At 65.6% G+C, this 24,817-nt stretch carries 23 protein-coding genes; 5 read left to right on the plus strand and 18 right to left on the minus strand.

Annotation, left to right across the window (positions count from 1 at the left end; genetic code table 11):
* Positions 1–196: 196 nt before the first annotated feature.
* On the minus strand, positions 197–1,762 hold the full coding sequence (locus C7411_RS14435) for an alpha/beta hydrolase (RefSeq protein WP_110384957.1): 1,566 nt from the start codon (positions 1,760–1,762) through the stop codon (positions 197–199).
* Between the two features lie 391 nt (positions 1,763–2,153).
* Between C7411_RS14435 and C7411_RS14440 the strand changes: the two genes are divergently transcribed.
* On the plus strand, positions 2,154–3,866 hold the full coding sequence (locus C7411_RS14440; protein ID WP_110384958.1) for a site-specific integrase: 1,713 nt from the start codon (positions 2,154–2,156) through the stop codon (positions 3,864–3,866).
* A 114-nt stretch (positions 3,867–3,980) separates the two neighbouring features.
* On the plus strand, positions 3,981–5,204 hold the full coding sequence (gene chrA, locus C7411_RS14445) for a chromate efflux transporter (RefSeq protein WP_181431339.1): 1,224 nt from the start codon (positions 3,981–3,983) through the stop codon (positions 5,202–5,204).
* 54 nt (positions 5,205–5,258) lie between these two features.
* On the opposite strand, the gene C7411_RS14450 is transcribed toward chrA, so the two are convergent.
* The 11 genes from C7411_RS14450 to C7411_RS14495 form a co-directional block, all read right to left on the minus strand.
* On the minus strand, positions 5,259–5,876 hold the full coding sequence (locus C7411_RS14450) for a DAK2 domain-containing protein (RefSeq protein ID WP_110384960.1): 618 nt from the start codon (positions 5,874–5,876) through the stop codon (positions 5,259–5,261).
* Positions 5,873–6,901 (minus strand): dihydroxyacetone kinase subunit DhaK, encoded by a 1,029-nt coding sequence (locus C7411_RS14455; protein WP_110384961.1) that lies wholly within the window; start codon positions 6,899–6,901, stop codon positions 5,873–5,875. Before C7411_RS14455 ends, C7411_RS14450 begins: the two co-directional genes overlap by 4 nt.
* A gap of 58 nt (positions 6,902–6,959) precedes the next feature.
* The gene (locus tag C7411_RS14460) at positions 6,960–7,964 is read right to left on the minus strand and encodes an ABC transporter permease (protein WP_110384962.1); all 1,005 of its coding nucleotides are present in this window, start codon (positions 7,962–7,964) and stop codon (positions 6,960–6,962) included.
* Positions 7,961–9,499 carry a sugar ABC transporter ATP-binding protein gene (locus C7411_RS14465; RefSeq protein ID WP_110384963.1) on the minus strand — a complete coding sequence of 513 codons (1,539 nt, stop codon included), beginning with the start codon at positions 9,497–9,499 and terminating at the stop codon, positions 7,961–7,963. Before C7411_RS14465 ends, C7411_RS14460 begins: the two co-directional genes overlap by 4 nt.
* Before the next feature lie 82 nt (positions 9,500–9,581).
* Entirely contained in the window at positions 9,582–10,697 is a 1,116-nt protein-coding gene (locus tag C7411_RS14470; RefSeq protein ID WP_110384964.1) for a sugar ABC transporter substrate-binding protein, read from the minus strand.
* 126 nt (positions 10,698–10,823) lie between these two features.
* Complete coding sequence (locus C7411_RS14475) at positions 10,824–11,459, minus strand: class II aldolase/adducin family protein (RefSeq protein WP_110385064.1); 636 nt, start codon at positions 11,457–11,459, stop codon at positions 10,824–10,826.
* A 71-nt stretch (positions 11,460–11,530) separates the two neighbouring features.
* Positions 11,531–12,607 carry an S-methyl-5-thioribose-1-phosphate isomerase gene (gene mtnA, locus C7411_RS14480; RefSeq protein ID WP_110384965.1) on the minus strand — a complete coding sequence of 359 codons (1,077 nt, stop codon included), beginning with the start codon at positions 12,605–12,607 and terminating at the stop codon, positions 11,531–11,533.
* Between the two features lie 60 nt (positions 12,608–12,667).
* A complete protein-coding gene (locus C7411_RS38625; RefSeq protein ID WP_258365424.1) occupies positions 12,668–12,793 on the minus strand; it encodes a hypothetical protein in 126 nt (41 codons plus the stop codon).
* 19 nt (positions 12,794–12,812) lie between these two features.
* Positions 12,813–14,072 carry an S-methyl-5-thioribose kinase gene (gene mtnK / locus C7411_RS14485; RefSeq protein WP_110384966.1) on the minus strand — a complete coding sequence of 420 codons (1,260 nt, stop codon included), beginning with the start codon at positions 14,070–14,072 and terminating at the stop codon, positions 12,813–12,815.
* A 36-nt stretch (positions 14,073–14,108) separates the two neighbouring features.
* Positions 14,109–14,822 (minus strand): GntR family transcriptional regulator, encoded by a 714-nt coding sequence (locus C7411_RS14490; protein WP_110385065.1) that lies wholly within the window; start codon positions 14,820–14,822, stop codon positions 14,109–14,111.
* A gap of 145 nt (positions 14,823–14,967) precedes the next feature.
* Positions 14,968–15,648, minus strand: coding sequence for a MarC family protein (locus tag C7411_RS14495; protein ID WP_110384967.1), 681 nt, complete (start codon positions 15,646–15,648; stop codon positions 14,968–14,970).
* A 184-nt stretch (positions 15,649–15,832) separates the two neighbouring features.
* Here C7411_RS14495 and C7411_RS14500 point away from each other — a divergent pair, with 184 nt between their 5' ends.
* Positions 15,833–16,936: a serine hydrolase gene (locus C7411_RS14500; protein WP_243413159.1), complete on the plus strand. Its 1,104-nt coding sequence runs from the start codon at positions 15,833–15,835 to the stop codon at positions 16,934–16,936.
* 19 nt (positions 16,937–16,955) lie between these two features.
* Here C7411_RS14500 and C7411_RS14505 read toward each other — a convergent pair whose 3' ends face one another.
* From C7411_RS14505 to cyoA, 6 genes are all read right to left on the minus strand, one after another.
* Positions 16,956–17,573, minus strand: coding sequence for a histidine phosphatase family protein (locus C7411_RS14505; protein ID WP_243413160.1), 618 nt, complete (start codon positions 17,571–17,573; stop codon positions 16,956–16,958).
* 181 nt (positions 17,574–17,754) lie between these two features.
* On the minus strand, positions 17,755–17,952 hold the full coding sequence (locus C7411_RS14510) for a CsbD family protein (RefSeq protein WP_110384970.1): 198 nt from the start codon (positions 17,950–17,952) through the stop codon (positions 17,755–17,757).
* 105 nt (positions 17,953–18,057) lie between these two features.
* Positions 18,058–18,432 carry a cytochrome o ubiquinol oxidase subunit IV gene (gene cyoD, locus C7411_RS14515; protein WP_110384971.1) on the minus strand — a complete coding sequence of 125 codons (375 nt, stop codon included), beginning with the start codon at positions 18,430–18,432 and terminating at the stop codon, positions 18,058–18,060.
* Positions 18,429–19,028, minus strand: a complete 600-nt coding sequence (cyoC, locus tag C7411_RS14520; protein ID WP_110384972.1) for a cytochrome o ubiquinol oxidase subunit III — start codon at positions 19,026–19,028, stop codon at positions 18,429–18,431. Before cyoC ends, cyoD begins: the two co-directional genes overlap by 4 nt.
* A 3-nt stretch (positions 19,029–19,031) precedes the next feature.
* A complete protein-coding gene (gene cyoB / locus C7411_RS14525; protein WP_110384973.1) occupies positions 19,032–21,041 on the minus strand; it encodes a cytochrome o ubiquinol oxidase subunit I in 2,010 nt (669 codons plus the stop codon).
* 5 nt (positions 21,042–21,046) lie between these two features.
* The gene (gene cyoA / locus C7411_RS14530; protein WP_110384974.1) at positions 21,047–22,072 is read right to left on the minus strand and encodes a ubiquinol oxidase subunit II; all 1,026 of its coding nucleotides are present in this window, start codon (positions 22,070–22,072) and stop codon (positions 21,047–21,049) included.
* Between the two features lie 173 nt (positions 22,073–22,245).
* On the opposite strand from cyoA, the gene C7411_RS14535 reads away from it, so the two are divergent.
* Together C7411_RS14535 and C7411_RS14540 are read left to right on the plus strand one after the other, a co-directional pair.
* Complete coding sequence (locus tag C7411_RS14535) at positions 22,246–23,640, plus strand: aminotransferase-like domain-containing protein (protein ID WP_110384975.1); 1,395 nt, start codon at positions 22,246–22,248, stop codon at positions 23,638–23,640.
* Positions 23,641–23,835: 195 nt separating this feature from the next.
* Positions 23,836–24,732: a fructose bisphosphate aldolase gene (locus tag C7411_RS14540; RefSeq protein WP_110384976.1), complete on the plus strand. Its 897-nt coding sequence runs from the start codon at positions 23,836–23,838 to the stop codon at positions 24,730–24,732.
* Positions 24,733–24,817: the final 85 nt, after the last annotated feature.

Here is a 24,817-nt window from a genome sequence, read left to right on the forward strand (position 1 = left end):
CGCCAACCGTCGTGGCACAGACTGATCAAACAGGCCGACATACTGACAAAACCGGCCACGTCATGCCGCACATGGCGGCCGCCACGGCCCGACCTCGGAGCATGGTTAGACCGTGGCGGTAGCAGGCAGCGGATTGTCGGACTTCTGTAAGCAAGGCGGCTTATGTGGAGATGACAAGTCGACCTGCATGCGGCGTCTAAGGCTCATCGGCCCCGACCTGGTCGAGTGCGTTCACATCATCGGAGAAATCGTCAGGCAGCCTCGCAGCGGTTTCATGGGTGCGCGGCAGAGACTTCACGACCGGCGGCGGCATTGCGCCCATGCCTTCATCGATACGTTGCAGCAAATAAGGAAAGAACGGATTCGACGCGATGCGGAACATCGAATCGAGCGTCAGAATCAGGGTGCCGCGCTCGCCGCGCGGCGCAAGCGTGCCGAGGTGCTCATTGAAGTTTTCCGAATCGTCCGGCGCGATGCCGTACAGCGGGTCCGTGACCGGGAATGGAATCGCGACGTGCGATAAGGAGAAGATTTCCTGCGGATAATCGATATCCAGAGGTTTGATTCTCGTCTGCACCTCACCCGCGTAGGTGCTGCGCTCGACGGTATGCGCCGAGTCCGGCGAGGCGTTGCCGATCACCGTCGTGCGATAGTTTTGGGGACCGGTACGCAGCAGCCGCGAAATCGCCGTGTAGGAAGCGACGCGCAGAAAAGTCCTGAATCGCACGCTGCGGTTCACATCGAATAACACCACTTCACTGCCGTTCTCCGGAAGCTTGTCATAGAGCGAGGACATGATCGCCGGCGTGCTGACCGTGAAATCGGTCACGGACTGGAAGGTCAGGATCGGCGGCAGCGTGTCGAGCCGGTTCTCACGCTCGAGCCTCGCCATTTGCTCCTGAATCGCGGCGGTCAGAAGATACGATTGACGCGCGCCATTCACCGGGAACGAGTTGTATTTGAACGGATTGAATTCCGGAATGACGCCAAGCCATGCGGCACGCGCGAACACCGGCAATATCGCCGGCAATCCGGCGAGCCCCGCAAAGCGCGCGTAGCGCGTCACGCCTATCATCGGGGAAATCAGCACCAGCCGGCTCGGGCGCGTGAGCGCGCGATTCTCGATCGCGTCGAGCGCGTATTGCAATGCCAGCGCCCCGCCGTTGGAGAAGCCCACCAGTTCCAACGGCTTGTCCGGCCCCACCCGCCGGCGCGCTTCCCGTATGGCGAGCCGGGTGGCCGCAGCCCAGTCCTGCCAGTGAACGTTTGCCAGCCCGGCTGGCACGGTACCGTGCCCAGGCAAGCGGATGCCGATGGCGACGAAGCCGCGATCGCGATAGTGGCGCGCGATGTGACGCAAACTGAACGGCGAATCCGTCATCCCGTGCAACAGCACCACGGCGCCAACCGGCGGACCCTGCGGCTCGAGAATGTATGAACGGTTCCAGTCTTGCGCGAAGTGCCCCGGATAGATCGGCGCTCCTTCGTAGTATCGGTTCGTCGGGATGCGCTCGGACGGCTTCAATTTCTCGACAACGTTGACGCGAACCGCCTCGAAAATGCGCGCCTCCGCATTCATGTAGGCGTTCCAGTCCCCCGCATCCATTTCCTCGACAGTCATTTCGCGCGGCACATAGGTGTGCCAGACCGCGAGATCCGGGCTGCGCTGCGAATACCAGGCGCGCAGACCGAATGCGAGTATCACCAGCAGGACTGCAACCCATGCACCTATTTTTATTGCCTTCACTGAGGTGCGTAACATTGTCGTTCTCTTTCGTTATTGAAATCTGGGAATCAGAAAATACGCGCACCTCGCAATAGCCACGCAACGCTTGCGAACTGGCTTCGAATGCTCACGCCTTGACTCGGAGAAAGATATTGATCGACGTTCGCTAACAACCTCAGATCAGCGTGAAGGAAATGTGAAGATGGTCAGTCAGAGTATAGGCGGCACGAGAAATCGTGATGTCTGGCTGTGCCATTGTCAGTAGGGTTGAACCTCTTTCCGGCATTCGCCCTCGGCGGGCGCCAGGCCACCTCGTCGCCGCTTGCGGGAGTATTTCTCGTTCTTTGCTGAAATTCCATACCGCCTGCGGCCATGAAGATAATCTTTCTTATCACAAGATATCTATCTTTGCGCTAAACTTCGTCACATGAAAACGCGCCACGCACCTCTTCCCGCACCCCATTCCGCCGAGCCTGCCGGTTTCCCCGATGCCGACGAACTCGCCATGCTGCGCGCGTGGTATGCAGGCCTTGCCGTGCGGCCTGCCGTCGAGCGCTATCTACCCTCGGCACTCGGAGACGGGAAATCGGCGCGTGGCGTGCTCGGGCGCATCCGGCGCAGGCTAGTTGGCCTCGCGCGCGCAGCGCATCGCGACGATCTGGTGGCGCTGCTCGAACATCCGGTAGAAGAACGGGAGCGGCACGCCAAGGCCGTCGCGCAGGCAATCGACAGCCTGCGTCACGCCCGGCCTCCCGAACCCCAGATCGCCGACGACATCGCACAGTGGTTCACGCCGCGCGCCGTGCGGGTGCTGTACGCGCACGGCATCACCACGCTCGCCGACCTGACCGTGCGTATCCCGCGCCGCCGGCAGTGGTGGAAAGCGGTGCCGGGACTCGGTGTGGCGAGCGCCCGCGCGATCGAGGCGTTCTTCGCGGCCTGGCCAGCACTCACGGAAAAGGCGCGCGCGCTCATCGTGGCGAGCCAGCGCGGCGACATCGCACCGTGGGAGTCCTTGAAGCTGCCGCACGAAGTCGACGGCTCCGAAGGCACGTTCCGTGCACCACGCGCGACCTGCACGCTGGACGCGTCAAACGACTATGAAGCCGTTCAGACCTGGCTCGCGCTGCACGAGTCGCCCGCCACGCAGCGTACCTACCGGAAGGAAGCCGAACGCCTGATCCTCTGGGCGATCGTCGAGCGTGGCCGCGCGCTCTCGTCCCTCTCGACCGAGGACGCCATCGCCTACCGCGCGTTCCTGCGTCATCCCTCACCGCGCAGCCGCTGGGTCGGCCCCGTGCGGGCGCGCACGTCGCTGGACTGGCGGCCGTTCAACGGCAGCCTCTCGGCGCGTTCGGTCGCGCATGCGCTATCGATCCTCGGCGCGCTGTTCCGCTGGCTCATCGAACAGCGCTACGTGCTCGCCAATCCGTTTTCCGGCGTGAAAGTGCGCGGCGCAAGCGGCGCACAGGCGCTCGACACCTCGCACGCATTCAGCGAAGGGGAATGGGCGCTCGCGCGCACGATCGCAGACGGCCTGGAGTGGTCGTACGGCTGGTCGGCGCCGGCGGCACAGCGGCTGCGCTTCCTGCTGGATTTCGGCTACGCGACCGGCCTGCGCGCGAGCGAACTGGTCGGCGCCACGCTCGGCCACGTCGAGACGGATGCACGCGGCGATCACTGGCTGCGCGTGACGGGAAAGGGAAAGAAGCTCGCGCGGGTCGCCTTGCCGCCGCTCGCGTGGGAGGCGCTCGCGCGCTATCTGGCCGAACGCGATCTGCCGGTCGTGCCCTTGCGCTGGAACCCGGCCACGCCGGTCATCGGCAGTCTCGAGGCCGACAGCGACGCCGCGATCAGCAGCGCGCGTTTGTGGGGGGTGCTGCGGCGCTTCTTCCTGCTGGCCGCCAAGGCCATCGAGGCCGATCATGCGCCGCTTGCAGAGAAGCTGCGACGCGCGAGCCCGCACTGGATGCGCCACACGCACGCCACGCACGCGCTCGGGCGCGGCGCGGAACTCACCACCGTGCGCGACAACCTGCGGCACGCTTCCGTTTCGACCACCTCGATCTATCTGCACAGCGACGAGATCAAACGCGCCCGGCAAATCGCCGACGCATTCGCCAAGCCAGGATCAGCATGATTCATGCCGGATGAAAGCTTCCCGGAGTGCGATCGTGCCAGCGGATCGGGTATGATCGCGGCAGCATCGCGCTCCATTCGCATTCCTTACGACTGAATTTCCGTGGAAACAGATATGTCGACGTCACAGCCGGATCGTGCGGGCTCCGCGTATGAGGTCCTGCGCGTCTTTCTGAAGCTGGGCCTGACGTCGTTTGGCGGTCCCATTGCGCATATCGGCTACTTCCGGCGCGAGTTCGTCGAGCGGCGCCGCTGGCTCGACGACGAAACCTTCACCGATCTGGTCGGTCTCTGCCAGTTTCTCCCCGGTCCCGCCAGTAGCCAGACCGGTTTCTCGATCGGTCTGCTGCGCGCCGGCTGGCCGGGCGGGCTGGCAGCCTGGTGCGGCTTCACGTTGCCATCCGTTGCACTGCTGATCGCCTTTGCCATTATCGCGCCTGAACTCGGCGGCCCCGTGGGAAGCGGGCTGATTCACGGTCTGAAACTCGTCGCCATTGCCGTCGTGGCGCAAGCCGTCTGGGACATGGCACGCCGCCTGTGCCCCGACCACCGCCGCGCCGGTATTGCACTCGTTGCCGTCGTACTTCTCGCGGTCATGACGACGGCGTATGCGCAGTTGATTGTCATCGCGCTCGGCGCGCTGCTCGGTATCGTGCTGTGCCGGTCCACGGCTGCGGGAGCCATCGCCGGTGCGCGTCAGCATACGCAGGCGTTCCGCGTGTCGCGCGCCGCCGGTCTGTTCGCACTTGTCCTCTTTTGTGCGCTGTTTTTCGGGCTTCCGGCGCTTGCCGCATTCGACACGACGCATACTGTGCGCGTGTTCGACGCCTTCTACCGCTCGGGCGCCCTCGTGTTCGGCGGTGGTCACGTGGTCCTGCCGTTGCTGCAGCGCGAGACCGTGGCGACGGGCTGGGTTTCGCCGAACGACTTTCTCGCGGGCTACGGAGCCGCCCAGGCCGTGCCCGGCCCGCTCTTCACGTTCGCCGCTTTCCTTGGATGGATCATGAGCGGCCCATCCAGCCATGCGTTGGGCGCGTTCGTGGCGCTGGCAGGCATCTTCTTGCCAGGCCTGCTTCTCGTGCTCGCCGCGCTGCCATACTGGCAAGCGCTTCGCGCCCATCCCTCCATGGCGGCCATGCTCGCGGGCGTGAATGCAGCCGTGGTCGGGCTGCTTGCCATGGCGCTCTATACGCCGGTGTGGACGAGCGCTATCCAGTCACCGATCGACTTTGCGGTCGCGGCCGTCGGCTTCTTGTTGCTCACGCGCTGGCAAGTGCCGCCGCTCGCTGTCGTCGTGCTTTCGGCGGCGGCTGGCGTGGCCGCGATGCTGCTTCGCTGAGCGGCTCGGCCCTTCTGGCGGCCAGCGCAAGCCCGTTATGAATGTGAACAGGCCCTAGCCTCGCCAGGCTTGAAGAAACCGGAGCCAGGCCGTCGCGCCAGGATCGGCGTGACCGATGCTGCGTTCCTGCACCCACGCCGCACGCCCTTTCCTCGACTGCAACGCGGCGGTGGCCCGCACCTGTCGCTCTGCAGTGCCGATCATCGCGTCGAGGAGCGCACGCGCGTCGCCACTGTCCGATTCTTCGAGCGTATCGAGACTCGGCACAAGGGCATCGAGCACCGTCTTGTCGCCGAGCTGCGATTTGCCCCGCTCGGCAATGCGCGCGGCCGCCGCGCGCCCCATGGCGAGCGCCTCGGCCCGGCCCGCAGCGTGAGCGCCCGCCACCGTCTTCGCAGCGGCGAGCAGGCCGCCGCCCATGAGCGCACCGAACGTCGAAGGGTTCGCCGTCGAAAACGCCTTGCCCAAAGCGATCAGCACGTCGCCAAGCGCTGCGTCGGGAGGCAGCTTCGCGATGGCATCGGCCGCTGCGAGCGAGCCCGCCTTCACGGTCACACCCAGGTCGCCGTCACCGAGCGCAGCGTCGAGTTCGCGCAGTTCTTCCGCGCTGGCAGGCATGGCATTCAGGGCGCCAATGAGACGCGTCCTTATTTCGTTTGCCGTAAGACTCATCGCGCACCTCCCTCGTCCACGCGCCATCCTTCGCGCCAGAACGGCGAGCGCACCGGCGCGTCGAGCAGTGTGTCGAGTTCCTCGTCGAGTTGCACCACGGAGATCGAGGCGCCCGCCATTTCGAGGCTCGTCACGTACTCGCCCACATAGGCGCGCGCCACGCGCAGCCCTGCGGCGGCAACGGCCTGCGCGGCGCGCCGGTACAGCAGATACAGCTCTTCGAGCGGCGTCGCGCCAAGCCCGTTGACGAGCAGCGCCACGCCCGAACCCGCCTTCGCCCGCAAGTCGCCCAGGATCGCACCCGCAAGCCGTTCGGCTATGGCATCCGCGCTCTCCAGTTTGCCGCGGTGCGTGCCCGGCTCGCCATGAATGCCGATGCCGATCTCCATCTCGCCATCGGGCAGCGTGAAGGTGGGCTTGCCTGCGGCCGGCAGGATCGTCGGCGAAAGGCCCACGCCCATCGTGCGCGTCGCGCCGTTTGCTTTCGCGGCGATGCGCGCGACTTCGTCGAGCGTGTCGCCGCGTTCGGCCGCGGCGCCCGCGCACTTGAAACCGAACACCATGCCCGCTACGCCGCGGCGATCCGAGGCCCGTTCGGGCGGCGCGGAAGCGACATCGTCGGCGACGAGCACGGTGCGGGTCTCGATGCCGTCCGCGTCGGCCAGGTCCGCGGCGAGATCGAAGTTGAAGACGTCGCCGCCGTAGTTCCCGTACAGGTAGAGCACGCCCGCGCCGCCGTGCACCGCCCTGGTGGCCTCGTAGATCTGCTCCGACGACGGCGACGAAAACACGTTGCCCACCGCCACGCCGCTCGCGAGCCCCTTGCCCACGTAGCCGAGAAAGCCCGGCAGGTGCCCCGAGCCGCCGCCCGTCACGATGCCGACCTTGCCCTTGTTCGGCGCGTCGGCACGCACGAGCGCGCGGCGGTCCGCAGTGACCGGCTTGAGCCAGCCCGGATGGGCGAGCAACAATGCGTCGATCATCTCGTCGACAAAATGATCAGGATGATTAATGATTTTTTTCACGTGTCGCGTCTCCAGTAATGGGTGGCCTTCGCACCACCGCTCACGTTGACTTCTGAGCTCAAAGCTTGCGCCGTTGGCTCAGCGCGTCGAGCAAAACGGCCGCGAGAATCACGCCGCCCTGGATGAACTGTGTCCAGAACGGATTGACGCCAAGCAGCGACAGCCCGACATTGATCACGCCGATGAGCACGACGCCAATGAATGTGCCGACGATCGAGCCGCGCCCGCCCGCAAGCGAGGTGCCGCCGATCACGACGCCTGCGATCACCTGCAGCTCCAGCCCGTTGGCCGCGGATGGCAAGGCCGAATTGAGCCGCCCCGCGAGGACGATGCCTGCAATGGCAGCGGTCACGCCCGCGAACATGTAGGTGAGGAAGATCACGCGGCTCACCGGAATGCCCGCGAGCCGCGCCGCTTCCTTGTTGCCGCCCACGGCGAACACCTGGTGGCCGAACTCGGTCTTGCGCAGCAATACATGGCCAACGACGAATACGGCCAGCATCACGAGCATCGGCGCGGGCAGGCCCGCGAACGTCTTCGCGCCGAACGCGGTAAACACGGTGGGAAAGTCGAATTTCGTGCGCCCGTCCGAAATCGCGAGCGTGAGGCCGCGCCCCATTGCCATCATCGCGAGCGTGACGATGAACGGCACGAGCCGCAGCCACGCAATTCCAAAGCCGTTGAGCGCGCCCACCGCCGCGCCGGTGACGAGCGCGATGACGAGCCCTGCCACCCCGAGCCCGACCGCGTCCGGGCTCGCGCCGGCCATGACGGTCGCGGCCACCATGCCGCTCAGCGCGACGAGCGAGCCCACCGAAAGGTCGATGCCCGACGTGATGATCACGAACGTGCCGCCCACTGCCGCGATGCCGACCACGGACACCTGCACCATGATGTTGGTGAGCGTGCTCGTCGTGAGGAATTCGGGCGACGCCAGCGAGAGCGCGACGCAGATGAGCACGAGCGCCGCGATGAGCGGCCCGAGGCCGCTGCGCAGCTGGCGCAGCACGCGTTGCTGCAGGCTTGGTGTTTCTTCACGCGGTCGAACCGTGGTGGACGTCATGCTGCAACTCCGGTGGTAGCCCATTGAATGATCGTCTCCGAGCTGGCGTGCTCGCGCGCGACTTCGCCGACGATGCTGCCGCGATACATCACGAGCACGCGGTCCGACATGCCGAGCAGTTCCGGCAGCTCGGAGCTCACGAGCACGACGGCCGCGCCGGCGCGCGCCATCGCGACGATATGCGCATAGATCTCGGTTTTTGCGCCGACGTCGATGCCGCGCGTGGGCTCGTCGAGCAGGATGACTGCCGGCGCCGTGGCGCTCGCGCGCCCGAGAATCACTTTCTGCTGATTGCCGCCCGAGAGATTGCCGGTGAGCGACGTGACCGAGGGCGCGCGCACCGCGAAGCGCTCGACCGCCTCGCGCGCGAGCCGGCGCTTTCTCGCCGCGCTCACGAAGCCCCCGCGCACGAGCGCCCGCAAGCTCGATAGCGCGACGTTTTCTTCGATGCTCGCTTCGAGCACGAGCCCCTCGAGCTTGCGGTCCTCCGCGGTGTAAACAATGCCCGCGCGCATGCCCTGCGCGGGCGAGCGCAGCGCGAGCCTGCGCCCGCGCAGCCGCAGTTCGCCGCCGGTGAGCGGCAGCGCGCCGCATAATGTTTTCAGAAGCTCGGTGCGTCCCGCGCCTGCAATGCCGCCGATGCCCACGATTTCGCCGGCGCGAATGCTGAAGCTGCCGTCGCGCAGCACGGGCGCGCTCGCCACGTTGTGCGCTTCCAGCACGACGTCGCCATAGGGCCGAGCCTCCCACGGATAGAACGAGTCGAGATTGCGCGCGACCATCGCCTGCACGAGCGCCGGTTCGTTCCATTCGGACATGGGCCGCGCGCCGACCGTTGCGCCGTCGCGCATCACCACCGCCGAATCGGCCAGTTCGAATACCTCCTCGAGATGGTGCGAAATGAAGATGATGCCCATGCCCGCCGCACGCAGCCGCCGCACCACGGCGTAGAGATGCTCGATGTCGTGATGCTGGAGCGCAGCCGTGGGCTCGTCCATCACGAGAATGCGGGCGTCGCGCGCGAGCGCCTTGGCGACCTCCACGAGCTGGCGCTTGTTGAGCGGCAGATCGCCCAGGCGCATGGCGGGCGTCACGCCTTCCAGCCCGACCTGGGCCAGCGCCTCGCGCGCCATGGCGTTCGCGCGGCGATGATCGACGAGGCCATAGCGCCGCGGCATACGGCCGAGAAACAGGTTTTCGGCCACCGTCATGTCGTTGACGAGCGAAAGCTCCTGATAGATCACGGCCACGCCTGCCTCGATCGCGGCCTGGGTGCCGCGCGCGAGGCGTACGCCGCCGATCTCGATCGTGCCCTCATCCGGCTCGTAAGCCCCGGAGAGCGTCTTGATGAGCGACGACTTACCGGCGCCATTCTCGCCGACGATCGCCATCACGTGCCCCGCATGCAGTTCGAGGCTCACGCCTCGCAGTGCCTTCACGCCGGGAAAGCGCTTGACGATGCCGTTCATGCGCAACAGCGGCGGCGCGTCGCTGCGGTTGCCCGTGCTGGTGTACTCCTGCTGGGATACGTCCATGGCCGAACCTGACTCGCGTTTCATCCGTTCATCCCGGGCGCCGGCGCACGCGTCGCGTGCGGCCGGCGCTCAACACCGCCCGTTACTGCTTGACTTCGAGGGCCCACAGACCATATTGCTTCACGCCATCCGAATCGATGTTCGACTTGTCGATCAGATAGGTCGGCCACGCGTAGTTCGCGGGTACGTCCTTCTTCGCCTCGTAGTCGGTGATGAACGTCATCGCCTTGGCGGACATGCCGATCGGGTTCTGCGAGATCGTCGCGTCCTGCTTGCCCGCGCGGATCGCCGATAGCGCCTGCGCCGTGCCGTCCGCGCCGATCACCATGATGTGGCCGGGGTCCCCGAGCGGCTTGTAGCGGCCCGCATTGTCGATGGCTTTTTCCGCGCCCACCGTGTTGTCGTCGTTCGCGCCGAATACCGCGTCGATCTGCGGATATTTCTGCAGGATGCTCGTCATCGCGTTAAGCGACTTCTCCTGATCGAAGCCGCCTTCCTGGCGCGCGACGACCTTGATATCGGGATACTTCGCGATCTCTTCCGAGAAGCCCTTCTCGCGATCGGTCGCCGCCGTGGTGCCGATGAGGCCGATCAGATCGACCACGTTGCCCTTGGGCGAGCCATAACGCTTGCTCAGCTGGTCGGCGATCCACTTCGCGCCGGTGGCGCCAAGCGCTACGTTATCCGAAGCGACGAACGAGGTCACCTTGCCGCCGTCCGAGCCCCGGTCGAGCATGAAGACCGGCACCTTCATCGAATTGGCCTTCTCGACTGCCGGGATGATCGCCTTCGAGTCGATCGGATTGAGCACGATCGCCTGCACGCCCTGGCTCAGCAGATTGAGCGTGTCGTTGACCTGCTGCTGCGCGTCGCCGTTCGCGTTCGTTTGCACGAGATCGAAGCCCTGCTTCTGCGCACCACGCTCCACGCCGTTCTTCAGGCCGACGAAGAACGCGTTATTGAGCGTGGCGATCGAGAAGCCAACCTTGATCTTCGTGACTGCCGGCGCCGCTGCCGCGGCCTGCGCCGGCGCGCTCGCCGCGGCGGCGTCGGACGCAGCCGCCGTGGCCGAAGGCGACTCGCTCTTCGAGCAGCCTGCCAGCATTGCCGCGGCGGCGAACATCGTCACGCCGGCCGTGGCTCCCATGCGCGCACTGCGCGCCACCCATCTGTCGAACCCTGCTGAACTCCACGCCATCACCGTCTCCTGTCTTTGATCTGCTGGTTTTAGACTGACCTGCGAACCGCCAACCGACTGCGTAATTGTCTGTACCGCGTGTGTATCGCATTGCAACGACTGCCCGGACGCGCGAGCGGGCGCGTATTACTTGCGAGGGCCGTAGCCCTTGAACTTCTCGATGACTTCCTCCATTTGCGCGTCGGAAAGCAGCGGCGGCTCGCCGAGCTGGCAGGCCAGCAAATACTGCTTCGCGAGCACCTCCACTTCGTTCGCCAGCCACAACGCCCGCGCGAGATCGCGCCCGAGCGCGATGACGCCGTGGTGCGCGAGCAGGCACGCGAGCCGTTCGCGCAGGGCTTCGAGCGCGTGATCGGAGAGCGCCTGGCTGCCGAAAGTCGCATACGGCGCGCAGCGAATCGAATTGCCACCCGCCGCGGCCACCATGTAGTGATGCGCGGGTATGCCGCGACCGTGAATCGCGAGCGCCGTCGCAGCTTGCGAATGCGTATGGACCACGGCGTTCACATCGGCGCGCGCACGCAGGATGTCCCGATGAAAACGCCACTCCGACGAGGGGCGCTGCGCTTCGAAGAGCGGATCGTCGTCGCGCACGTCGAGCGGCATCCAGACGATGCGCTCGCGCGCGAGCGCGGCGCTCGGCACGCCGCTCGGGGTAATCAGGAGTCCATCATGCCAGCGTGCGCTGACGTTGCCCGACGTGCCCTGATTGATGCCGAGGCGCTCCATTTCGCACGCGATATCGACGATCTGCTGGCGCATTTCGGTTTCCGAACGTGCATCGCGCGCACGTTGCGCCGCCTCGCCCGCACGGCGGCCTTCGCTCGCGCCGCTCACGCTGCCGCTCCGGTCGCGAAAAGCGCGGCAAGACTCGCCTCGAACGGCGCACGCACGATGCCCCGCTCCGTCACGATGCCGGTAACGAGCGTATGCGGTGTGACATCGAACGCGGGGTTGCGCACCTGAATGCCCTCGGGCGCGGTGCGCTGTCCCGCGAGATGCGTCACCTCCGCCGCGCCGCGCTCCTCGATTACGATGTCCGCGCCGCTCGCGGTGCGCAGATCCAGCGTAGACGAAGGACACGCCACATAAAAGGGAATGCCGAAATGCTTCGCCGCGATCGCCACGCCGAGCGTGCCGATCTTGTTCGCGACGTCGCCGTTCGCGGCCACGCGATCCGTGCCGACGATCACGAGATCGATGAGCCCCTGGGCCATCAGGGTCGGCGCCATGCTGTCGGTGATGAGTGTGACGTCGAGCCCCGCCTGCTGCAGTTCGTAAGCGGTGAGCCGCGCGCCTTGCAGGAGCGGCCGCGTCTCGTCTGCATAGACGCGAAAGGCCACGCCGTCGCGGTGCGCGCAATAGAGCGGCGCGGTCGCCGTGCCGATGCCCGCTGTGGCCAGCGCACCGGCATTGCAGTGCGTGAGCACGCCGCTGCCGGGCGCGATCAGCGTGCGCCCGGCTTCGCCGATGCGGGCGCACAGTTCGATATCCTCTTGATGAATGCGCTTCGCCTCGGCAACCAGCGCTTCGTAAAGCGCGGCGCCCGTCGCGCCGGACTCGGCGCGTGCCTGTGAGAGCATGCGCTCGAGCGCCCAGCGCAAGTTGACTGCCGTGGGCCGTGCGCCGTCCAGGTAGGCGGCGTGCGCTTCGAGACGCGCGAGAAACGCATCGCGCGAATCTCGTGGCTCATCCCGCATCGCCACACACAGGCCGTAGGCGGCCGCCACGCCAATGGCGGGGGCGCCGCGCACGCGCAGTTCGTGTATCGCGCGCCAGACCGCCTCGACACTGTCCACGGCTTCGACCACGCATTCGCGCGGCAAACGCGTCTGGTCGAGCAGATAAAGGGTGCCGTCGCGCCACTCGATGGTGGGCGGAAGATTCGATTGTTGCGCATGCAACGTCATACGTTCTCCGTCGATGCCGGTTGTCCGGTCGCTGCCGCCCATGCGGCAGCCTGTATTCGCTTACGCGGGTTCTGTGAGCACCTGCGCGGCTAGCGCCGTGACCGCCTCGATCGACGCCAGCTCGCGGCGCCTCACCAGCAGCGCTTCGGCGAGCTTCAGGCAGCGCACTTCCACCCGCGCGCGCACCGCGCCGTCCTTGATTCGCTTACGCGGGTTCTGTGAGCACCTGCGCGGCTAGCGCCGTGACCGCCTCGATCGACGCCAGCTCGCGGCGCCTCACCAGCAGCGCTTCGGCGAGCTTCAGGCAGCGCACTTCCACCCGCGCGCGCACCGCGCCGTCCTTGATGCCCGTAATCTCCGCCACTTTCGCCATGCCGACGATGCGGCGGATCATCTTGCAGCCCGCAAAGCCGAGCGTGTCGGCGAAGAGCCGTCTGACGAAAGCGTCGCGGAAGGCCTCCGCCGCACGCGTGCCTGCCGGGCCGCCAATATAGGCGTGACCGGTCTCGCGCTCGTGCTGCCGCCAGATCTGCCCGAACTTCTGCGCGAAGGCGTTCCACACGGCCTCCACCTGTTCGAGCAGCCAGCCCTGGTAGCCTGCCGGGTCGCGTCCCGCCTCGCGGTCGTGCCAGTCGCGCGCGTAACAGGCGAGCAGCAGGTTCGCAATGAACGCGCCCGTGTCGAAGCCCATCGGCCCATAGAACGCGAACTCGGGGTCGATCACGTACGTCTCATGCTCGTTCGCCATGATCGAGCCCGTATGCAGGTCGCCGTGCACGAGCGTTTCCGCATGGTTCATGAAGGCCCACTTCATCTCGCCTGCCGCGAGCCTCAGCGGCTCGTGCGTGCGCAGCCGTTCGATCGCAGCCGCGGGGAGCATGGGGCTGTAGACATTCGAAGGATGATCTTCGAACGGAAATGTGAAGACCAGTTCCTCTGTAATCCTGCACAATTCCGTGTTGATGTCGCCTCCGACAGCCGCTTTCTTCGCATCCGGTGCGAGGCAGAGATCCGAGCCATGAAAGAGCGTGCGGGCGAGAAACGTGGAAATGTGATCGGCGAGCCGCGGATACACAATGCCATCCATCAACCCGCCGCGCAGCACGCGATGCGAATCGAGCCGCTGCATCACCATCAGGAACTTCTCGCTATCCGCGTGGAAAACGCTCGGCACGTGCTCCGGACACAGCGCGCCGAAGCGGCGCAACGCCGCCACTTCGCGCTCCATGCGCTCGCGCGGCAGCGGCCACGCTTCGCCAACCAGCCGCAGGTACGGCGGTGCCTGCTTCACCACGACGCCCAAGCGCGGGTCGCGCGTGCTGCTCACGAAGTACACGTAGTTCAGGTTGCCATCGCCCACTTCGACGACCTGCAATTCGCGGTCGCCGCCAAGCCTTGCGCAAACGGCCGGAATACCCAGCAGATAGTCGGTCAGTTCGGCAGAGCTGAAAGCTTCGAAGTGCATACGTTCTTCCTGTCCGGAAATGGGCCGGCGGCCCGCCTAACGTCGCTTGCGCACGAGATCGAACCTGAAAATACTGGCGTTGTAATAGTCGTTGCTGTAGCAGACCGCGCGGCCGGTCTCGTCGAAATCGACTTCGTCGATCAGCAGAAACATGCCGATGCTCTCCTGCAACTCCGGCAAATCGCGCGCGGTGAGAACGGTCGGCTGAATCGAGCTATGGGTGTGGGATAGCCGAACGCCCGCGCGCTCCAGCGTGCCGAACAGCGACTCGCCCAACTCGTGCCCTTCGAGCAACGCCTTTGGCACGATGTCGATGCAGTAAGCGGCGATCGCATCGTCGGCACGCCGCACGCGTTCGAACCGCACGCAGGGATCGCCTTCGGCGAGGCCGAGCTTTTGCGCGAGGCTGCCGGAGGCAGCGACCGTCCTCACCTGCAGACGGCTGGTGGAAGGCACCGCACCGACACTTCGTATCATGTCCGTCACAGACATCAGATCATCCAGGCCGCCTTGCAGCTTGAGCGTGATTTGTCTGACGAAGGTCCCCTTGCCGTGCACGCGCGTGAGAAGACCGTGGGAAATCATCTGCGCGACCGCCTCACGCAGGCTGGAGCGGCCCACACCCAGCAGCTCGCAAAGCTCGGGTTCGGGAGGGATTTGATCGCCCGGCTTGAGCGAGCGCTCGCGGATCATTTCCAGCAGCGAATCCTGGATTCGCTCGCACATCGACTGATCGACGCTCAGGCGCATGTTTTCCGCAAGATCGCGTAGGTTGGCTGCGTTGGGCTCCAATCTACATCAGACGTCTGATGTGATGGGCTCGTGGTTTTCCCTTTCATGCGGCGCAACATGGCAGGCGAAGTCGGCGCGCCATCGCGTGCGTCAACGCCCTGCGTTATTTGCCGGTCACCGAAAACGGCACCGACTCCAGCAGATCTTCGACGCCGAGCCACAATATCTGCAGGCCGATGCACAGCAGCACGAAGGCGAGCAGGCGCATGAGCACTTCCGTACCGACCGGTCCGAGCAGCCGGCCGACATGCCCTGCGAAACGCACGCACAGATAGATGCAGCCGCAAAGAACGATCAAGGCGAGCAATACGCCGACGACATTGACGAGTTGCACGTGACCGCGCGGCCGGCCCGTGCCAAGCGCAATCGCGACCGCAATCGACCCCGGTCCAACGGTGACCGGCAGCGTGAGCGGATAAAACGCCATGGAGCGCAGCGTCGCCTGGCGCGCCGAATCCGGCGGCGCCTGCGATTGTGCCGCCTCCCCGCCATCGGGCGATTTGTGAAGCAGGTTCCAGCCGGCGAACGCGATGACCAGCCCGCCCGCAACCCGCAATACGGGTATCGATATGCCAAAGAACGAGAGCACATAGGCGCCCATGAGCAGCGCCCCGAGCAGAATGAAGAGGCTGTTGATGGCGATGATCCGCGCGAGAAATGCGCGTTCGCTGGTTGTCGCATGCGGCAGCATGCTCAGCACGATGAACCCGGCCGCGGGCGGATTGAGTACCGGAAAGAGACCGGCGAAGACGAGCAGGAAGGTGTCGGAGAGTTGATTGAGCATCTCTGTTCCCTCGTGGCATCACGGAGTATACGGGCCCACTCGCCGCCCGTTCAATACGACGATGGTCCCATTGAACGGGGATTATGAAGTCGGAATGGAACTTCCTCGGCCGTTGCGGCATCGAACCATGCCGCCCAAACTCCGACGCGCGCCGCGCAGACCCAACGTACAAGCCCATCTGTCGATGCCCTTCGCTTTCCGACTTCGATTGCTGCCCAGCCTGTTCGCCCTGATCGTCGCGGGTCTCGCGGCTGGTCCGGCTCCGGCCTGCGCCCACGCAGCCCCTCATCAAACGGCGGCAGAAAAGACCGTCCACGCCACACCCGGGAAGAAAAAGAGAGTCGCGCACAAAACAAAGCCCGCGCATCGTTCGGTGCCCGCGGACGCGCCCTCCACCCGACTCTCCGGCACGAAGCGCCGTACCAAACGCGCGAAGCCCAGACACGGCCCGCCGCCCGCGCCGCATCACGCCGCGCATGCGAGCACCAAGAACGCGCACGCCCCTCGCCTGCTCGCCCGCTGCGGATTCACGCCGGCGTCGCGCAAGCAGCTCTTTTCGCATGCGGTCTACGTCATCGACGAAAACACCCACACGCCGCTCTACGCGCGCAATGCCGACGCGGCGGTACCCATCGCTTCGGTGTCGAAGCTCATGACGGCCATCGTCTGGCTCGATAGCGCGCATGCGCCTCTGCAGCAGCGGCTCTCGGTCACGACCGCCGACCTCGACACGCTCAAATTCACGCATTCGCGCCTTGGCGTGGGGGCGTCGCTCACGCGCGCGAACATGTTGCACGTTGCGCTGATGTCGTCGGAAAATCGTGCGGCTTCTGCGCTCAGCCGCGACTATCCGGGCGGGCGGGCCGCGTTCATCGCGGCAATGAACGCGAAAGCGCAGCGTCTCGGCATGAAGCACACGCATTTCGTCAACGCGACGGGGCTCTCGCCACAGAACGTTTCAACCGCGCGCGAACTGGCGAGCCTCGTGCGCGCAGCCAATGGCTACCCGCTCATTCGCCGCTATTCGACCGATCACCAGGAACGCGTGACCACGGGCCAGGGACAGTTGCAGTATGTGAACAGCAATCGGCTGGTGCGCTACGGACAAGTACGCGCGAGCGTGCAGAAAACCGGCTTCATCAACGAGTCCGGCCACAATATGGTGATGCGCGTGATGGTGCACGGCCGGCGGCCCGTGATCGTCACCCTGCTGGGGAGCGCGACGCCCGAGGGTTCGCGCCTGGACGGCATGCGTATCGCGCATTGGCTGTCGTGCTCCTTGCGCTGAGCCGGCGCGCCGGGCCTCTTCACATCAACGCCCTGCGCTCGCCGAGCGCGTTCCAGCGGCGGATGGCGCGGCTTTCGTGGTCGAAACCGAGAATGCTCACCGAAGCCGTGTCGAGGTACAGATGCTCGCCTAGCGCCGCCGAGCCGGAAATCCAGCAACCGCCCAGCGCGCGCAGGAAATGCGCGTGCGAAAAGAGCGCCACGCGGCCCCGCATGGCCAGCAGGCCCTCGATCACCGACGCGGCGCGCGCCTGAACGCGCGCGAGATCCTCGCCATGCGCGATGGGCGAATGCCACACGCTCCAGTCGGGTTCGGTCTTGCGGATATCCGCTGTCTTGAGGCCTTCGTAGACGCCGTAGTCCCACTCGTGCAGGTCGGCCGAGATCGTCATCTCGTCGCCGAGACCCGCGAGCTGGCAGGTCTCGATGGCCCGCGCCATCGGGCTGCAAAGCACCGCGTCGAAGTGCTGGGTGGCGAGCGACGGCGCCAGCGACCGCGCCTGCTCGCGGCCGTGCCCGGTGAGCGCAATGTCGGTGCGTCCGGTGTGTTGCCCCGAGAGGCTCCATTCCGTTTCACCATGACGGATCAACCAGACTTCGCGCAGCCCGGAGGACATACCGGCAAGATTGGCAGACATCGGGGACTCCACGTTCGTGCCCCGCGCGGGACACACGGGATGCCTGCAGCATACCTGTTTTGCGGGTCCACGCGACCTTCGCGGTGCTGAGGCCGCCGCCTGAGCGTCATGCGCGCCACGCGCGCAGCATGACGCCGCCGCCCCTTTCGAGACGGCGGCGCTGTGGGTTAGCCGTCGTTTATCAGTGATGGCGCTTCACGTCCTTCGCCATGTCCTTTGCGGCCTCCTTCATGTCGCCAACGTTCTTGCGAGCCTGGCCAGCTTCCTGCTGGACCTCCCCCTTCATTTCGCGCGCCGGGTTGCCGGTTGCGCGGCCCACGGCCTCGTTGACCTTACCCTTCATCTTTTCGGCCGTGCCCTTCACCTGGTCCTTGTTCATGGTCACACTCCACGTAAAAGCGACGGTGTGTCGCGACGCTTCGCATGGCGCATGCACTGTGCCCGGGGTGTCCGGCGCGCGTATCAAGGGACGCAGCGTAGCGCGTCAATCGTGCGCCATGGCGCGGTCGATCGGGATCTGCGTGGGCATCATGTTGACGTTGGCGTTGTGCATGACCCACAGCGAGAGCCCGACAATCACCGCAATCAGAAATGCCGTGCAGACGAAGATGCCCGTGTTGGCGCGCTGGCTGCGCGACGCGCCGATATGCAGGAAATACACGAGTTGCACGACGAGCTGCGCGATGCAGAGCACGACGATGGCCGCAAGCCCGAAGCCCGGCGAAACGACGCGAAACATCACCACGCCGAACGACGCGAGCGTCAGCACGAGCGAGAGCACGGTGCCGACCATGTAGCCCTTGAAGCTGCCGTGCGACGCGTCGTGCGCGGCGTGATGAGTGGCATGGGACTGGCTCACAGGAAACCTCGCAGATAAACGAACGTAAACACACAGATCCACACGAGATCGAGAAAGTGCCAAAAGAGGCTCAGGCAGGCGAGGCGGCGGCGGACCGTGCCCGTCAGCCCGAACTTGAAGGTCTGGTGCATCAGGATCGCGATCCACAACAAACCCGCGGTGACGTGCAGGCCGTGCGTGCCGACCAGCGTGAAGTACGCCGAAAGGTACGCACTCGTGCCCGGCCCCGCTCCATCGGCGATGAGCTTGGCGAACTCGTTCACCTCCATCGCGACGAAGCCCGCGCCGAACAGGAACGTGATGGCGAGCCACATGGTCACCTGGCCGCGGCGCTGCGCGTAGAGATTCAGCATGGCCATGCCGAAGGTGACGCTGCTCGCCAGCAGCAGCAGCGTTTCGCCCAGCACATACGGCAGTTCGAACAGTTCCCTTGCGCCCGGACCGCCTGCCGTCGCATTCGCGAGCACGCCGAACGTGGCGAAAAGCGTCGCGAAGATGAGACAGTCGCTCATCAGGTAGATCCAGAAGCCCAGCGTGGTCTTGGTGCTGTCGTCGTGATCGTGACCAGGGGCGAGTGTAGTAGCAGCGTGAGCCATGGTTTACGCCATCTCCTCAATGTGCTCGGATTGATCGAAACGCCGGATGCCGAGTTGCCTGAAGCGCGCGTTCTCGATGCGCTCGACCTCGGCGGCCGGGACCCGGTAATCCACGTCCTGGTTGTAGCTGCGCACGATGAACGTGGCGATCATGCCGATGAGGCCCGCCGCCGCGAACAGCCACATGTGCCACACGATCGCAAAGCCGAACAGCAGACTGAACGCGGCGATGATGAAGCCCGCACCCGTGTTGCGCGGCATATGGATGTCCTCGTACTTCGCCGGCTGCACGTAGGCGCGGCCCGCTTCCTTGTTGTCCCAGTGCTGCTCCATCGAGGTGATCTCCGGCAGCACGGCGAAGTTGTAGAACGGCGCGGGCGAAGCGGTCGACCACTCGAGGCTGCGGCCATCCCACGGGTCGCCGGTCACGTCGCGGTTCGCTTCGCGATCGCGCAGGCTCACCACGATCTGCACGATGAACGAGAGAATGCCGAGGCCCACGAACACCGCGCCCACGAGCGCCACCACGAGCCACGGATGCCACCCGGCCACGTCATAGTGGTTCATGCGGCGCGTCATGCCTTCGAAGCCGAGAATGTAGAGCGGCGTGAACGCGAGCCAATAGCCGATCAGCCAGCACCAGAACGACACCTTGCCCCAGAACTCGTTGAGCGTGAAACCAAACACCTTGGGGAACCAGAAGCTGATGCCCGCAAGACAGCCGAACACCACCCCGCCGATGATCACGTTATGGAAGTGCGCAACGAGAAAGAGCGAGTTGTGCAGCACGAAGTCCGCGCCCGGCACGGCCAGCAGCACGCCGGTCATGCCGCCCACGGCGAACGTCACCATGAAGCCGATGGTCCAGAGCGTGGCGCTGTGATAGCGGATGCGCCCGCGATACATCGTGAAGAGCCAGTTGAAGAGCTTTACGCCCGTCGGGATCGAAATGACCGTGGTCATGATGCCGAAGAACGCGTTGACGTTCGCGCCCGAGCCCATCGTGAAGAAGTGGTGCAGCCACACGAAGAACGAGAGAATGCCGATCGACGACGTTGCATAGACCATCGACTTGTAGCCGAACAGCGGCTTGCCCGAGAACGTCGCGATGATTTCCGAGTACGCACCGAACGCGGGCAGGATGAGGATGTACACCTCCGGGTGACCCCAGACCCAGATCAGGTTGATGTACATCATCGCGTTGCCGCCCAGCTCGTTCGTGAAGAAGTGCATGTCGAAGTAGCGGTCCATCGTGAGCAGCGCGAGCGTGGCGGTGAGCACCGGGAACACCGCCACGATCAGGATGTTGGTGATGAACGCCGTCCACACGAACACCGGCATCTTCATCATGTCCATGCCCGGCGCGCGCATGCGCAGGATCGTGACGATGAAATTGATGCCCGAGAGCGTGGTGCCGAGGCCCGATAGCTGCAGCGACCATATGTAGTAGTCCATACCCACAGTCGGGCTGTAGCCGAGTTCCGAGAGCGGCGGATACGCCACCCAGCCCGTGGCCGCGAAATCGCCCACGAACATGGACATCATCACGAGCACCGCGCCCACCACCGAAAGCCAGAAGGAGAGCGAGTTGACGAACGGATAGGCGACGTCGCGCGCGCCGATCTGCAACGGCACGACCACGTTCATCAAGCCGAGAATGAGCGGCGTGGCCACGAAGAAGATCATGATGACGCCATGCGCCGTGAAGATCTGGTCGTAGTGGTGCGGCGGCAGATAGCCCGCGGCGTCGCCATAGGCGATGGCCTGCTGCGCGCGCATCATGATCGCGTCGGCGAAACCGCGCAGCAGCATGACGACCGCGAGAATGATGTACATGACGCCAATGCGCTTGTGATCGACCGAGGTGATCCACTCGCGCCACAGATAACCCCACTTGCCCGCGATCGTGATCGCGGCGAGCAAGGCGAGCCCACCGAGCGCCACGACGGCGCCCGTGCCCATGATGATCGGCTCGTGCCAGGGAACGGCGTCGAGCGTGAGTTTTCCGAACATTGTGATTACTCCGCTGCCAGGATGGCACTACGGTTGAGCGTGAGCGCCGGGGCGCCTGTGCCAGGGACTGCGCTTGGGACTGCGCTCGGGACCGTGCCGCAAATCGGATTGCCGTGCACGTCGCGCATATATTTGCCGACCACGCCGTCGAACAGGCCCGGCGCGACGTTCGAATAGAGCGTCACCGGCGTCTTTTCGCCGGGCAGCGCGAGCCGTTCATAAGCCGCACGGCTCAGCATCGCGGGCGACGCCTTCGCCTGCGCGATCCAGGCGTCGAACTCGGCGCGGCTCGTGGCCAGCGTTTCGAAATGCATGTCGGAGAAGCCCGGGCCGCTGAATGCCGCCGAGCGGCCGGCATAGATACCGGGCTCGTTCGCGATGAGGTGCAGCTTCGTCTGCATGGCCGGCATCGCATACACCTGGCTGCCCAGTTGCGGGATGAAGAACGAGTTCATCAGCGACTCGGCGGTGAGGTTGAACTCAACGGGCGTATCCACGGGAATCGCGAGCTGGTTCACGGAGGCCACGCCATAGTCCGGGTAAATGAAGAGCCACTTCCAGTTGAGCGCAACCACGTCCACGCGCACGGGCTTCGTTTGCGACGCGATCGGGCGATACGGGTCGAGCGAGTGCGTCGTGCGCCAGATCAGCACGGCGAGCGTGAGCACGATCACGCAGGGAATCGTCCACACCACCACTTCGATGGCCGTGGAATGCGACCAGCGCGGCGCGTAGGTCGCGTTCGTGCTGGAGGCGCGGTAGCGCCACGCGAACCACAGCGTGAGCGCGATCACCGGAATCACCACGAGCAGCATCAGCCCGAGCGAGATCAGGATCAGGTTCTTTTCCTGCACGCCGATATCGCCCTTCGGGGCGAGCAGCGCCATGTTGCAGCCGCTGACCAGCAGGAGCGGCGCGCCCGCCGCGACGAGGGCCGCGCGTCGCGCAAAGCGGGTGACAAGAGGTGGACGTGATGAAGAAGGTGGGCCGGCGGTAGCAGCCTGCCCCGAGCGAGGGTCTGGATTGCGCATGTCTAGTTCCAAGGTTGACGTTCGCGCAAACCCATCCATACGTGCTCACTCTGCTGCCGCACGAGCGGCCCCGGGAGGGCCGCCGCAGAAGCCATACATAGCCTATATGTATGGATTTACGCGCTTCATGCACGCATGCTAGAGTAAGACATGACACATACATCCGCGACACAATGACACACGACCAACCTGCCGAAAGCGGCGGGCAGATCAATGCATGGGCCACGGCGCTGCGGTCCGGCAATGGCCCGCGCTACCAGCGGCTCGCCGATTTCATTGAGGGCGCGGTGGCGCAAGGCACGCTGCGCCCCGGTGAGCGCGTGCCCGCGCAGCGCAGTCTCGCCACCCTGCTTTCGGTCGATCTGACCACCGTCACGCGCGGCTTCAACGAAGCCCGGCGGCGCGGGCTGATCGAGGCGCGCGGGCCGCTGGGCACCTTCATCGCCGCGCCGCGCGCCGAGTTGCTGCAGCGCGTGGATCTGAGCATGAACATCCCGCCCGCGCCTGCCGGCCTCGACATGAATGCGCTGCTGCGCGAAGGCATGGCGCGTGTGCTGGTGCGCAGCGATGCCGATCTGCTCATGACCTACCACATGGGCGGCGGCGGCCGCGCCGACTGGCAGGCGGGCGCGAAGTGGCTGCAGCCCATGCTCGGCCCCGTCGCGCCCGAGCGCGTGGTGGTCTGTTCCGGCGCGCAGGCGGCACTTGCCGCGCTGATCCTCGCCTTCACGCAGCCGGGCGAGGTCATCCTCGCCGAGCCGCTGCTCTATCCGGGCCTGCCGCACGCGGCGGCGCAACTGGGCCGCCGCATCGCCCCCGTTGCCGCCGACGCCCACGGCATGCGCCCCGACGCGCTCGAAGCGGCTTGCCGCGAGCACGCGGCGCGGCTCATCTACGTGAACCCCACGTTGCAGAACCCGACAACGGCGACCATGCCACAGGCGCGCCGCCTGGAAATCCTGAAGGTGGCGCAGCGCTGCGGCGCGCGGATCGTCGAAGACGATCCCTACTGGCGCTTCGCACCCGATGCGCCAGCGCCGCTCGCCCGGCTCGCGCCCGCTCAGGTCTGCTACCTCGCGACGCTTTCCAAGACGCTCTCGCCCGGCCTGCGCACGGCTTATCTCGCGCTGCCCGATGACGAGGCTCATACGCGCCTCGTGACCGCGCTGCGCACGTTCTCGCTCATGGCCGCGCCGCTCACGAACGCGCTCGCTACGCACTGGATCGAGGAAGGCATCGCCGAGCAGATATGCGCGGACGTGAAGGCCGAAGCGCGCGAGCGCCAGCGCATCGCGGCGCATACGCTGGGATCGTCGGCGGGCGCGGGCATTCATCTCTGGTACGCGCTGCCGCGCTACTGGCAGGCGCGCGAACTGGCCGCGGCCGCGAGCACCGAAGGGCTCGCCGTGGCGCCCTCGACGGCGTTCCAGCAAGGCCCGGAAACCGCGAATGCGATCCGCATTTCGCTGGGCGCAACGGGCGGGCGCGAACCATTGCAGGCCGCGCTGCGCAAGCTCTCGGCGCTGCTCGCGAACGACCGCAGCGCGCAGGCGCAAGTCATCGTGTGACGGCGCGTGCCGCGCGACCCCTGGCATCGCAATTGCTACAGTTTATCGTTTCCCTTCTTCAGCGCGGCTGCGCGGCCATGCCCACATAATGGCAAAGACGCGGCGCAGCGGCGCAAGTACACTCGTCGCAGCAGGCGGCGACCGGATTCGAGTAACCGCGTCCGCAAGGGCGCCCCACAAACGGGAGATACGACGATGGCAAACGAGCAAATGCTTGCGCAGATGCGCGACAAACCGGGCTTCATCGCCGCGCTGGACCAGAGCGGCGGTTCGACGCCTGGCGCACTGCGGCAGTACGGCATCCCCGAAAGCGCGTATAGCGGCGACGCCGAAATGTTCCGCCTCATCCACGAAATGCGTGTGCGCATCGTCAGCGCCCCCGCGTTCACGGGCGAGAAAGTGATTGGCGCGATCCTCTTCGAGGCGACCATGGATGGCCAGGCGCAAGGCAAGCCCGTGCCCGACTTCCTCTGGAACGAGCGCCGCGTCGTGCCGTTCCTCAAGGTCGACAAGGGGCTGGAAGCCGAGTCCGACGGCGTGCGCCTCATGAAGCCGATTCCGGGCCTCGACGCCCTGCTCGAACGCGCCGTGAAGGCCGGCGTCTTCGGCACCAAGATGCGCTCGGTGATCGAGCATGCCTCGCCCTCCGGCATCGCTTCGATCGCTGCGCAGCAGTTCGCATTCGGTGCGCAGATTTCCGCGCACGGACTCGTGCCGATTCTCGAGCCCGAAGTCTCGATCAAGGCCCCCGACAAGGCCAAGGCCGAGAAACTGTTGCGCGACGAACTGCTCAAGGGGCTCGACGCGCTGCCGGCCTCGCAAAACGTGATGATCAAGCTCACGATTCCCGATACGCCCGACTTCTACCTGCCGCTCATCGAACATCCGCGCGTGGTGCGCGTGGTGGCGCTCTCCGGCGGCTATTCGCGTACCGACGCGTGTGCGCGTCTCGCCAAAAACCATCGGATGATTGCCAGCTTTTCGCGCGCGCTCATCAACGACCTCACGAAGTCGATGAGCGACGCCGAGTTCGACGCCGCGCTCGCCGCGAGCATCGACGAAATCTGGAAGGCTTCGGTGCAGAAGGACTGAACCCGGCCTGAAGGCGCGCCGGGCGCGACACCCGGCCCCCGAGACGGGTCAGGGATGTGAAAGCGGGACGACGCGCAGCCGCCCT

The sequence above is a fragment of the Paraburkholderia silvatlantica genome, assembly GCF_003096715.1.
In the GTDB taxonomy this organism is placed as follows: Bacteria; Pseudomonadota; Gammaproteobacteria; order Burkholderiales; family Burkholderiaceae; genus Paraburkholderia; species Paraburkholderia silvatlantica.